Source organism: Citrobacter sp. Cpo142 (genome assembly GCF_030332425.1).
GTDB classification, from domain to species: Bacteria; Pseudomonadota; Gammaproteobacteria; order Enterobacterales; family Enterobacteriaceae; genus Citrobacter; species Citrobacter portucalensis.
This window is the reverse complement of sequence record NZ_JAOWHW010000097.1, coordinates 92,825-103,844: the sequence shown is the minus strand read 5'-3', so window position 1 is coordinate 103,844 and position 11,020 is coordinate 92,825. Positions and strand designations below refer to the sequence as shown.

The 11,020-nt window shown below is 51.8% G+C and carries 13 protein-coding genes; 7 read left to right on the top strand and 6 right to left on the bottom strand.

Annotated elements, in window-relative coordinates; all coding sequences use genetic code 11:
- Positions 1 to 3: 3 nt before the first annotated feature.
- The 7 genes from OGY18_RS05610 to OGY18_RS05580 all read left to right on the top strand — a co-directional run bounded on the left by OGY18_RS05610 (position 4) and on the right by OGY18_RS05580 (position 5,990).
- Positions 4 to 1,116: a 1-propanol dehydrogenase PduQ gene (locus OGY18_RS05610; RefSeq protein WP_286552203.1), complete on the top strand. Its 1,113-nt coding sequence runs from the start codon at positions 4 to 6 to the stop codon at positions 1,114 to 1,116.
- A complete protein-coding gene (pduS, locus tag OGY18_RS05605) occupies positions 1,113 to 2,468 on the top strand; it encodes a cobalamin reductase PduS (RefSeq protein ID WP_126317740.1) in 1,356 nt (451 codons plus the stop codon). The genes OGY18_RS05610 and pduS overlap by 4 nt, the downstream gene beginning before the upstream one ends.
- Positions 2,469 to 2,470: 2 nt before the next feature.
- The gene (gene pduT / locus OGY18_RS05600) at positions 2,471 to 3,025 is read left to right on the top strand and encodes a propanediol utilization microcompartment protein PduT (RefSeq protein ID WP_003030201.1); all 555 of its coding nucleotides are present in this window, start codon (positions 2,471 to 2,473) and stop codon (positions 3,023 to 3,025) included.
- Entirely contained in the window at positions 3,025 to 3,375 is a 351-nt protein-coding gene (gene pduU / locus OGY18_RS05595; protein WP_003834168.1) for a propanediol utilization microcompartment protein PduU, read from the top strand. The genes pduT and pduU overlap by 1 nt, the downstream gene beginning before the upstream one ends.
- Before the next feature lie 4 nt (positions 3,376 to 3,379).
- A complete protein-coding gene (pduV, locus tag OGY18_RS05590) occupies positions 3,380 to 3,832 on the top strand; it encodes a propanediol utilization protein PduV (protein ID WP_286552201.1) in 453 nt (150 codons plus the stop codon).
- Positions 3,817 to 5,031, top strand: coding sequence for an acetate/propionate family kinase (locus OGY18_RS05585; RefSeq protein ID WP_003834172.1), 1,215 nt, complete (start codon positions 3,817 to 3,819; stop codon positions 5,029 to 5,031). Before pduV ends, OGY18_RS05585 begins: the two co-directional genes overlap by 16 nt.
- Positions 5,032 to 5,123: 92 nt before the next feature.
- Positions 5,124 to 5,990, top strand: a complete 867-nt coding sequence (locus OGY18_RS05580) for a GHMP family kinase ATP-binding protein (protein WP_003834174.1) — start codon at positions 5,124 to 5,126, stop codon at positions 5,988 to 5,990.
- A 40-nt stretch (positions 5,991 to 6,030) separates the two neighbouring features.
- On the opposite strand, the gene OGY18_RS05575 is transcribed toward OGY18_RS05580, so the two are convergent.
- The 6 genes from OGY18_RS05575 to phsB all read right to left on the bottom strand — a co-directional run bounded on the left by OGY18_RS05575 (position 6,031) and on the right by phsB (position 11,016).
- On the bottom strand, positions 6,031 to 6,366 hold the full coding sequence (locus tag OGY18_RS05575) for a DUF496 family protein (RefSeq protein WP_003834176.1): 336 nt from the start codon (positions 6,364 to 6,366) through the stop codon (positions 6,031 to 6,033).
- 238 nt (positions 6,367 to 6,604) lie between these two features.
- On the bottom strand, positions 6,605 to 7,663 hold the full coding sequence (locus tag OGY18_RS05570) for an FUSC family protein (protein WP_003834178.1): 1,059 nt from the start codon (positions 7,661 to 7,663) through the stop codon (positions 6,605 to 6,607).
- A 107-nt stretch (positions 7,664 to 7,770) separates the two neighbouring features.
- Positions 7,771 to 8,238, bottom strand: coding sequence for a DNA gyrase inhibitor SbmC (gene sbmC, locus OGY18_RS05565; protein WP_008785156.1), 468 nt, complete (start codon positions 8,236 to 8,238; stop codon positions 7,771 to 7,773).
- Positions 8,239 to 8,361: 123 nt separating this feature from the next.
- The gene (dacD, locus tag OGY18_RS05560) at positions 8,362 to 9,534 is read right to left on the bottom strand and encodes a serine-type D-Ala-D-Ala carboxypeptidase DacD (protein WP_032934491.1); all 1,173 of its coding nucleotides are present in this window, start codon (positions 9,532 to 9,534) and stop codon (positions 8,362 to 8,364) included.
- Positions 9,535 to 9,673: 139 nt separating this feature from the next.
- Positions 9,674 to 10,441 carry a thiosulfate reductase cytochrome B subunit gene (gene phsC / locus OGY18_RS05555; protein WP_191222409.1) on the bottom strand — a complete coding sequence of 256 codons (768 nt, stop codon included), beginning with the start codon at positions 10,439 to 10,441 and terminating at the stop codon, positions 9,674 to 9,676.
- The gene (phsB, locus tag OGY18_RS05550) at positions 10,438 to 11,016 is read right to left on the bottom strand and encodes a thiosulfate reductase electron transport protein PhsB (protein ID WP_286552194.1); all 579 of its coding nucleotides are present in this window, start codon (positions 11,014 to 11,016) and stop codon (positions 10,438 to 10,440) included. Before phsB ends, phsC begins: the two co-directional genes overlap by 4 nt.
- Positions 11,017 to 11,020 lie beyond the last annotated feature (4 nt).

Sequence of the window (11,020 nt, the reverse complement as noted above, 5' to 3'; positions counted from 1 at the left end):
GTTATGAATAGCTTTTCACTGCAAACTCGATTGTACAGCGGCCAGGGAAGTCTGGATGTGCTCAAGCGTTTCACGAATAAGCATATCTGGATTATTTGCGATGCTTTTCTCGCGCGTTCTCTCCTGATTGAAAAGCTGCGCAACGCTCTGCCAGCGGATAACCGCATCAGCATTTTCAGCGATATCACCCCCGATCCCACCATCGGTACGGTAGTTCAAGGGATTGCACAAATGCAGTCCCTGCGACCGGACGTCGTGATGGGTTTTGGTGGCGGCTCAGCACTGGACGCCGCAAAAGCCATCGTCTGGTTCAGCCGACAGTTCGGTATTGAAATTGAAACCTGTGTCGCAATTCCCACCACCAGCGGCACAGGCTCTGAAGTAACCAGCGCCTGCGTGATTAGCGATCCGGATAAAGGCATTAAATACCCATTGTTCAATAACGCACTTTACCCGGACATGGCCATTCTTGATCCAACGTTGGTCGTCAGCGTACCACCTGCCATCACCGCGAATACCGGCATGGACGTGTTAACGCATGCACTGGAGGCTTACGTATCCACGAAGGCCAGTGACTTCACCGATGCACTGGCTGAAAAAGCGGCTCAAATCGTCTTCCAGTACCTGCCTGTCGCCGTCAGCAAAGGCGACTGTCTGGCAACCAGGGGGAAAATGCACAATGCGTCAACGCTCGCGGGAATGGCATTTAGTCAGGCTGGACTGGGGATCAATCATGCGATTGCCCATCAGTTGGGTGGTCAGTTTCATCTGCCGCATGGACTTGCCAATGCGCTGCTGCTGACCCATGTCATTCATTTTAATGCCCGCGACCCGCGGGCTGCGAAGCGCTATGCCCGTTTCGCTAAAGCCTGCCATTTATGCCCGGATAACGCGAACGATACAGCGGCATTGAATGCGCTCATTCATCATATCGAGCTACTGAAAAAACAGTGTGCGTTGCCTTCTTTTGTTGACGCGCTTAAAGACGGAAAGCAAGCCTGGTCACAACGTATCCCGTCGATGGTTCAGGCCGCGCTGGCTGACGTCACGCTGCAAACCAATCCTCGTGTTGCCGATGCCAGTGCCATGCAGGAACTGCTTGAGGAATTATTATGAAGACAGCCATGACGGCAGAGTCCACGCTTTATGATGCACAGACCATTCGCGAACGCGTTCGCGCAGCGGGTGTTGTCGGCGCCGGAGGCGCAGGCTTTCCTGCTCACGTAAAATTACAGGCGCAGGTCGATACCTTTCTGGTCAATGCGGCTGAATGTGAGCCAATGCTGAAAGTTGACCAGCAGTTGATGGCCGTCCAGGCTGAGCGACTTATCCGCGGTGTTCAATATGCCATGACGGCTACCGGAGCCAGTGCCGGAATTATTGCACTCAAAGAGAAATACCAGAAGGCTATCAATGCATTAACGCCCCTTCTGCCTACCGGGATCCGCTTACATATTTTGCCTGATGTCTACCCGGCTGGTGACGAGGTTCTGACCATCTGGATGGCAACAGGTCGGAGAGTTCCGCCTGCCGCGCTGCCGGTCAGCGTCGGCGTGGTGGTCAATAACGTCCAGACCGTGCTCAACATCGCCAGAGCAGTTGAGCAGCAGTACCCCGTTACGCGTCGTACCCTGACCGTTAACGGCGCAGTCGCCAGTCCTATCACACTCACAGTCCCTATCGGAATGTCTTTACGTGACGTTCTGGCGCTGGCCGGGGGTGCAACCGTTGACGATCCCGGCTTTATTAACGGTGGTCCGATGATGGGCGGCCTGATTACTTCACTGGATACCCCTGTCAGCAAGACCACCGGGGGCCTGCTGGTTTTGCCTAAGTCTCATGCGTTGATTCAGCGGCGGATGCAGGATGAACGCACCGTGCTTTCTGTAGCAAAGACCGTTTGCGAGCAGTGCCGTTTGTGTACGGATTTGTGCCCGAGGCATTTGATCGGTCATGAATTATCCCCGCATCTGCTGGTTCGTGCGGTTAATTATCAGCAGGCGGCCACACCGCAACTGCTGCTCACGGCCCTGACCTGCTCAGAATGCAATGTGTGTGAAAGCGTAGCCTGTCCGGTTGGGATTTCACCGATGCGCATCAACCGTATGCTTAAACGTGAATTGCGGGCGCTCAACCATCGTTATGAAGGGCCGCTAAATCCTGAGGATGAAATGGCGAAGTACCGGCTGATCCCAGTTAAACGCCTTATTACCAAACTGGGTCTTAGCGACTGGTATCACGATGCGCCACTGGCTGAAACTGATTATTCCACAGATAAAACGACGCTGTTGTTACGCCAGCATATAGGTGCCAGCGCCATCCCATGTGTAGAACAAGGCGAACGCGTTGTTCGCGGTCAATGTGTTGCCGATGTGCCCTCCGGTGCATTAGGCGCGCCTGTTCACGCCAGTATTGACGGTATTGTCAGCGAAATCACTGAGCAATCCATCACGGTAATTAGAGGTTAATCATGTCTCAGGCTATAGGGATTTTAGAACTCACCAGCATTGCCAAAGGAATGGAAGCTGGCGATGCCATGTTAAAAAGCGCGAATGTGAATTTACTGGTCAGCAAGACCATCTGCCCGGGAAAATTTCTACTCATGCTCGGTGGTGACGTAGGTGCCGTACAACAGGCGATTGCCACTGGAACATCTCTTGCTGGCGATATGCTCGTTGACAGTCTGGTACTCCCCAACATTCATGCCAGCGTACTCCCCGCAATCAGCGGACTAAACAGCGTGGATAAGCGTCAGGCTGTTGGTATTGTCGAAACATGGAGCGTTGCTGCCTGCATCTGCGCCGCCGACCGGGCGGTTAAAGCCTCCAACGTCACGCTGGTACGCGTCCATATGGCATTTGGTATTGGCGGCAAGTGCTACATGGTCGTTGCTGGCGATGTATCCGATGTGAATAACGCAGTGACGGTTGCCAGTGAAAGTGCGGGTGAAAAAGGCCTGCTGGTTTACCGCTCGGTCATACCCCGCCCGCATGAAAGTATGTGGCGACAAATGGTGGAGGGATAATGGAAAGACAACCCACCACGGATCGGATGATTCAGGAATATGTACCTGGCAAACAGGTCACGCTGGCGCATCTTATTGCTAATCCAGGTAAAGATTTGTTCAAGAAACTGGGATTACCCGATTCGCTTTCCGCAATCGGTATTCTGACCATTACCCCCAGCGAAGCCTCAATCATCGCCTGTGATATCGCCACGAAATCCGGGGCGGTAGAGATTGGTTTTCTCGACCGGTTTACCGGCGCGGTGGTACTGACGGGTGATGTTTCTGCCGTTGAGTACGCACTGAAACAGGTAACCCGAACGCTGGGCGAAATGATGCGTTTTACCGCGTGTCCCATCACCCGGACGTAATCTCATGAGACGTATCATGCTAATTGGCCCCAGCCAGTGCGGTAAAACGTCGCTCACGCAGTGCATGCGGGGAGAGGCACTTCACTATCAGAAGACCCAGGCCATAGTCTGGTCTCCTACGACAATAGACACGCCGGGTGAATATCTTGAGAACCGCTGCCTGTACAGTGCGCTGCTGGCCAGCGCCTGTGAAGCAGACATTATTGCGCTGGTACTAAATGCTGACGCGCCGTGGTCACCATTTTCTCCCGGTTTTACCGGACCAATGAACCGACCCGTTATTGGCCTCGTTACCAAAGCCGATTTAGCCAACCCGCAGCGTATTTCTCTTACGGAGAGTTGGTTAGTTCAGGCTGGTGCGCAAAAAGTATTTGTCACCAGCGCGCTGGAGAATACCGGGGTCGATGAGATGTTCATTTTTCTGAATGCAAAGGAACCTTCATGTCTCACAAAATAATGGCCATTAATGCAGGTAGTTCCTCGCTTAAATTTCAACTACTGGCGATGCCGCAGGGTGAAATGATCTGTCAGGGGTTGATTGAACGTATCGGTTTGTCTGATGCGCAAGTCACCCTAAAAACGCCAGCGCAGAAATGGCAGGAGACTTTGCCCGTAGCCGATCACCGTGAAGCCGTAACGTTGCTCCTGGAAAAACTGCTCAACCACCACATTATCAGCAGTCTGGATGAGATCGACGGCGTGGGCCATCGCGTCGCGCACGGCGGGGAATCCTTTAAAGACTCAGCGCTGGTAACTGATGAAACGCTGGCAGAAATCGAGCGCCTCGCGGAACTGGCTCCTCTGCATAACCCGGTCAATGCGCTGGGGATCGCGGTATTCCGCCAGCTATTGCCCAAAACGCCAGCCGTTGCGGTGTTCGACACCGCCTTTCATCAAACGCTTGATGAGCCTTCTTTCATCTATCCCCTGCCCTGGCGTTACTATGCAGAGTTGGGTATTCGTCGCTATGGTTTTCATGGTACCAGCCACAAATACGTTAGCTCACAGCTTGCTGAAAAACTGGGTGTACCACTCAGCGCCCTGCGCGTTGTTTGTTGTCATCTGGGCAACGGCAGCAGCATCTGCGCCATCAAAGGCGGACAATCGGTGAATACGTCAATGGGCTTTACGCCGCAGTCTGGCGTGATGATGGGCACGCGAAGTGGCGATATCGATCCGTCCATTTTACCGTGGATTGCCCTGCGAGAAGGCAAAACACCGCAGCAGCTCAACCAATTGCTCAACAATGAGTCCGGATTGCTCGGTGTTTCTGGTATCTCACCTGACTACCGCGACGTTGAACATGCCGCAGATACGGGCAATCACCAGGCTGCGCTGGCGTTGACGCTTTTTGCTGAGCGCATTCGTGCCACCATTGGTAGCTATATTATGCAGATGGGCGGTCTGGATGCCCTGGTGTTTACCGGTGGTATTGGCGAAAACTCCGCACGGGCGCGCGCTGCGATCTGTCGTAATCTGAATTTCCTGGGTCTGGCCGTTGATGAGGAAAAAAATCAGCGTAATGCCACCTTCATTCAGACGGAAAATGCGATGGTCAAAGTAGCAGTGATTAATACCAATGAAGAGCTAATGATTGCGCAAGACGTTATGCGTTTAGCGATATCTGAAACTGTGACATTGGGCATTCCTGCATAATACTGCCGCACCGCAAATTGCGGCAAATCATGGTAATAGCGCGATCGCCATGACACTATGCGCCGAGGATTGCTGATCACATAGGTGAAGACGTGGCTGTTGCGCAATGTCCCGCATCGTGCGGAGAACTTATCCAGGGCTGGATTCTGGGCAGTGAGAAATTGGTCTCCTGCCCGGTTGAATGGTATAGCACCGTTGAGGTCACTTCAGGTTCACCGCTGACAGATGAACGTCCACTTTCGCGGGCGATGGTTGAGAGGTTATTGCTGCACTGGCAATACCCGGCACAAATGAGTCAGGATATTCGAATTGATGTCCAGTCAACCATTCCTGTCGCTAAAGGGATGGCCAGCAGCACAGCGGATATCGCCGCCACGGCAATCGCCACGGCGCAGTATCTGGGGCATCAGCTAGACGAATCCACTCTGGCGCAGCTTTGCGTTTCGCTGGAACCTACCGACAGCACCGTTTTCCGCCAGCTTACGCTGTTCGATCATAACGACGCCTCCACGCAAATTGCCTGTGAAGCCCAGCCTCAACTCGATCTGCTGGTTCTCGAAAGTCCGGAAACCTTGCTTACTGCTGATTATCACCGTACTCCACGCCAGTCAGGATTACTGGCAGGCGCTCCAGCGCTGAAACGCGCATGGGAAAAGGTACAGGAAGCCTGTATCAGTCAAAATCCCTATCGGATGGGTGAAGCCGCCACGCTGAGCGCGATCGCCAGCCAGTTGCTGTTACCTAAACCAAATTTTGATTCACTTTTAGCGCTGGTAGAGGAATGTGATTTATACGGTGTCAACGTTGCGCACAGTGGCAGCGTAGTCGGTCTGATGCTCGACAGAAAGCGTCATGATGTGGACTACATTAAATGGATGCTGACGCAGAAAAAATTGACGGAGCACTGGCCGGAACAGCATTTGTTGCGGATGGTAACTGGCGGGGTCGAACTGCAATAAGGGCCGCCGCTAAGCAGCGACCCGAACAAGCATAAAATCGTTACTCGGCTTTCGCTTCGCCGTTTTTCACTTCGCCCATCGCTTTCAGCTTTTTAGAGATGTCGCGGCGCTCTTTAGAGATCTCAGCGTTTTTGATGATGTAATCATCAACACGATCTTCATAATCGCTTTTCATGCTGGCGATAATGCCCTGAATCGCTTCCACGCTCATTCCTGGCTTGATGTAGTCACTCAGGTTGTCCAGCAGCAGAACACGTTTCTGGTTGTCACGGATCTTTTTCTCAACGTCCTGGATTTCACGTTGCAGTTTGTTTTTACGACGGAACAGACGAACAAATTCCAGCACGTCCTGGAAAGAAGGCTTGGTAGTTTCCATTTTTACACCCCTGATAATGTGAGATTCGGATTCGTTAAAACAACGGCTAAAGTGGGTCAACATTACTTTCATGCCCGCCATACTTCAAGTTGCATCTGCATCGACCATGCATGGTTGAAACCTGAATTATCGAGGGTAAAGCCATTGCAGTTACCAATGGTTTTAGCCTTTTTCAGTATCATACCTCTAATCGTTGCTGAATCGAAGCAGCAGTAGAACCAATCCCCTCATCTGCTCTTTATTTGCGCAGCGCGCGACAGATCAAATGAGAGAGCAACTCCAGCTGTCGCGCCATTTCCATATTTAGCCAAACGTAGCCGTGAATGGGCGTTTCAGCGACATTATCGCCCTTATGCTCAGCAATAAGCTGACGTAACTCCACCACGGTGTCATTGAGTTTTTCCGTATTGGCAAGCACCGGTTGTGGATTACCTTCATACAATGCGTGGGTTATCGTCAGTAGCGCCTGTTGTGTCCTGAGCTGTGTTTCACGCAAAGTGTGCGCATTCAACATGACAAAGTGGCTGGTACGGCTGGCCCAAAGCGCATTGATTTGCAGCTCAAGCATGCAGACCAGGTTACGATTAACCGTTTGAATAGCTTCAAAGATTGATTTTTGAATGTGGGTTTCCTTGCTGGCGGGGACGATGAGCCCACGCATTTTGACAACATCGCTTAAAAGCTGTTGTAAATGCTTCTCCAGTCGCGGTTGCTCCAGCAGGTTGGGAGATAGCGCAGCCTGATACACCCGATTGTACCCCGTTACACAATGCGCCAGTTGAATTCGCCAGTGTATAAATGCCCGCTGCGGCCAGATACCGGTAAACAGCATTGCCAGTAATGAACCCAAAATAACATCGCCACCGCGCCATAACGCTGTGTTCATATCTCCAGCGGGGGCACCCACAACGACCGCAAGCGTTATACCAATCAGCAACGCCTGATACGGCCTTTTACCCAACGCCAGCCAGCCGCAGAGAAACATCGCCACCGCGCACCATATCAGCATTAGCGGAAGTGAAAAGAGCTCCAGACGAAGGGCCACCAGCCCAAGTACCGATCCCAGAATTGTTCCGCCAATACGCTCAAATGCTCTGGGGACAACGTTCCCCCAAAAGGAAATAGGCCCCATGATTACCACCAGCGTAATCAGAGGCCATGTACCTTCAGGAATGTTCAACAGGCGAACCAACAGAAAAGTAAAAAGAAACGCCAGCGCAATGCGAACACCATGCACCACACGATAATGACGATACAAACGAATTTCAAAAGGACTCAGTGACTTATCTGCACGCACTCATGCACTCCGTCAGGGAATTGCAAAGAACAGAATTGTACCTGTTTTTTGAGTGAAAACATCACCCTGATGACCAGGACATTCATCCTGATTTACACCAAAAACAGTTACTTCGACTGTACCGGCACGTACATTTCAATGTCCCAGTAGCCGTCCTCCATGCCATTGTTCATATAAACTTCAAAGCAGGGTTTAGCGGCTATCGCATACGTCGAATCCTGCAGCAGGCGCTCAAAGAACTGATACCACGGCGTCGCGAAGTCATGATTTTCAACGCGCGCAACGGCGATAGCATAGTCGCCCCCCGCCAGTTCGGTCTGGATCACCCCTTCGCTGTTTTCTGGGATCTCAAAACCTTCAGGCACAGACACCACGGTATCACAACGCAGTTTTTCCGCCGGAACAACGTCAGGGTTGTCGTAATAAACGGCTATCCATTCCAGCGGTACGATCTGCTTACCGTCGACCCACATCATTAACTGCTCGAAACCCTGCTTTACCGTTTGTTCCCACGGTCCAACCATATGGAAACCGGCAATTATGCGTTTCTCGACCTGCTTTATCTCGTACTCCATATAACCTCCGCTATTACACTGTATTTATATACAGTGTAATTTTTAGGTATGACGGCCACAAGGAATCAGTGATTATTATGTGAGCAGATTCGCACTCTTGCCAGTCAGGCACATCAGGAAAAACTACGCCTTGTGGTGGAAGTAATCGCTCAAACGCGAGAAGACGCCGCCTTCGTTGACAGACTCCAGCGTAACCAGAGGCCAGTGCGCCACCAGTTTATCCCGATCGTAGAGTTCAATTTCCCCCACACGTTGATGGGCAGCAATGGGGGCAACCAGTTCTTTCTTATCAAGAACATATTTTGCCTTGATATTAGCGACTTCGGCTTTAGGCAGGGCCATCCAGAAATCCTGCTCTGTGCCAAGGCTAATTTTTTCTTTATCGCCATACCAGATCCGTTCAATACCAACTTGCTTACCGCTACGTAAAACCTGCACGGTATCGAAGTTCTGTTGTCCCCATTGCAGCAGTTTTCGCGCCTGGTCTTCACGCCCTTTCGCACTCTCCGCCCCCATCACAACCGCAATCAGGCGGCGCTGCCCATCAACGGCAGAAGCAATCAGGTTGAATCCAGCGCCGGAGGTATGTCCTGTCTTCAGACCATCGACGTTCATGGTTTTATCCCACAACAAACCGTTACGGTTTTGCTGCGTAATTCCGTTCCAGGTAAGGCTTTTTTCACTGTACATATGGTAGAAATCCGGCTCTCCATGGATGATAGCTCTCGACAGCACAGCCAGATCGTAAGCTGAGCTATGCTGACCTGGCGCATCCAGACCATGTACCGTTTCAAAATGCGTGTCCCGCAGGTTCAGCTTTTGCACATAGTTGTTCATCATCGCGACAAACTGCGGCTGCCCTCCGGCGATGTAATCCGCCAGCGCCACACAGGCATCATTACCGGAATCAACAATTAACCCGCGACTCAGATCGCGCACAGAAACGCGATCCCCTTCTTTCAGGAACATTAAGGATGAACCGACGAATACCGGATTATCTTTCGCCCAGGCATCTCGTCCTACAGTGACAATATCTGTCGGACTAATACGCTTACTGTCGATTGCGCGATCGACAACATAGCCGGTCATCAGCTTGGTCAGGCTGGCAGGGTTGCGCTGCTGGTGTTCATTTCCGGCTGTCAGGATTTGGCCCGTGGTGTAATCCATTAATACCCACGCCCCGGCATTAATTGCTGGAGGCTGTGGAGCGAAACTGGCGACGTCGGTCGCATACGCGGGCGAAAAAATCATCGCAAATAGTGAAGCGGCAATAAACAAACGGCGTTTCAACAGCATGTCCTCAGGAAATGGAGAAATAGCCGTTCTTTTTACGGAAGTTCTGGCGAACAAACATGGATAAATTGCAAGAAAATGTGACATAAGGCACATTTTCTTGCTGTAAGGATAGGATTTCAGATATCAACCACGTCTGGCGTTACCCTTTGCGCGGTGCTGTCTCTGCGTGATGGCTGCGATGACGATGATAGCCATCTATCATGCTGCGGAAAATCTGCCCCGGAGTGTCACCCAGCGTGCACAGGTAAATATGTGCACAGATGAACAGTAAGCCGACAATCGCCAACACCATATGCAGCACCAGCATCACAGGCCCAGCCCCTACCACCTGCGGGTAGAGGCATAACAACCCGGTGATGATTAGCAGCGGAACCAGCGCATACATGATGGCCAGATAAGCCAGCTGTTGTAGCGGGTTAAATTTACTCTCTGCCGTTGCGGCAAATGGGTGCGGCTCACCTTTCATGATGCCATACAGATAAAAGCGCGTTTGCAACAAGCAGCGTGATATCAACCCGTTAAACTTCACCCGGTAATGACAACCGTTGCCGCTGGTTGCGTTGATTAGCACAAAACCAACCCAGAAGGCCAACAAGGCGAAACCGCACCAGGTATGTATCTGCACCATCAATGCCACCGGTCCGACAGAGAAGTGTCCAAACAGGCCGCTCAGCAGAAGCAGGATAAAAAGCAGCGCATTACCCCAGTGCCAGCGACGAACTGCCAGCGAATAGAGGTAGTCCCGATGTTCTTCTCCGATTGCTGTTTTAGGTGCCAGCATCCGACGTAACAGCGCGTGCATAACCAGGCCCGCAATCATCAGCACAATAACAACGCCTGCATAAATGAGCCACAGCGGCCAGTAGTCCGGCGCATAGTTAAGCTCTGCTCCCCAGATAGAATTCATGCTTTACCCTCCTGATGGATCTCTTTACGCCGATAAACACTTACCGGGCCGCTACGCGTATCCTGCTGGCGATAAACCTCTTTTTGATTTATCCAGTGCTGAATTTCCGGATCGTCACGACGACCAAATTTCAGCGCATCCGTCGGACAAACGGAAACACAGGCGGGCGATTGTCCTGCCTCCAGTCGGGTATCTGCGCAGAAGTTACATTTGTCGGCAATTCCCGTTTGCAGATTGAGATAACGGACATGGAATGGACAAGCGGCAACGCAGTAGTCGCAGCCAATACAGCGAGACTTATCCACTTGCACAATGCCATTTTCGTCGCGAAATGACGCCCCGGTCGGACAAACGCTGACACACGGCGCATCTTCACAATGCTGACAGGAAACGCGAACAAACTGGAAGTGGGACAGCACCTCGGGTTCATGTTCGGGTGAACGGATCTGCACCTGTAAGCGGCTAAAACCCTCTGGCACATCATTCAAAACTTTGCAGGCAACCGTACATGCCTGACAGCCGATACAGCGTTTCTCGTCATGCAGCATGACATAAGGGTTCGTAGATTGATTCATGATG

Bases quoted from the DNA above. Each gene is read 5' to 3' on its own strand.
- OGY18_RS05610 (WP_286552203.1), top strand. From the start codon at position 4: ATGAATAGCTTTTCACTGCAAACTCGATTGTACAGCGGCCAGGGAAGT.
- pduS (WP_126317740.1), top strand. From the start codon at position 1,113: ATGAAGACAGCCATGACGGCAGAGTCCACGCTTTATGATGCACAGACC.
- pduT (WP_003030201.1), top strand. From the start codon at position 2,471: ATGTCTCAGGCTATAGGGATTTTAGAACTCACCAGCATTGCCAAAGGA.
- pduU (WP_003834168.1), top strand. From the start codon at position 3,025: ATGGAAAGACAACCCACCACGGATCGGATGATTCAGGAATATGTACCT.
- pduV (WP_286552201.1), top strand. From the start codon at position 3,380: ATGAGACGTATCATGCTAATTGGCCCCAGCCAGTGCGGTAAAACGTCG.
- OGY18_RS05585 (WP_003834172.1), top strand. From the start codon at position 3,817: ATGTCTCACAAAATAATGGCCATTAATGCAGGTAGTTCCTCGCTTAAA.
- OGY18_RS05575 (WP_003834176.1), bottom strand. From the start codon at position 6,366: ATGGAAACTACCAAGCCTTCTTTCCAGGACGTGCTGGAATTTGTTCGT.
- sbmC (WP_008785156.1), bottom strand. From the start codon at position 8,238: ATGGAGTACGAGATAAAGCAGGTCGAGAAACGCATAATTGCCGGTTTC.
- dacD (WP_032934491.1), bottom strand. From the start codon at position 9,534: ATGCTGTTGAAACGCCGTTTGTTTATTGCCGCTTCACTATTTGCGATG.
- phsC (WP_191222409.1), bottom strand. From the start codon at position 10,441: ATGAATTCTATCTGGGGAGCAGAGCTTAACTATGCGCCGGACTACTGG.
- phsB (WP_286552194.1), bottom strand. From the start codon at position 11,016: ATGAATCAATCTACGAACCCTTATGTCATGCTGCATGACGAGAAACGC.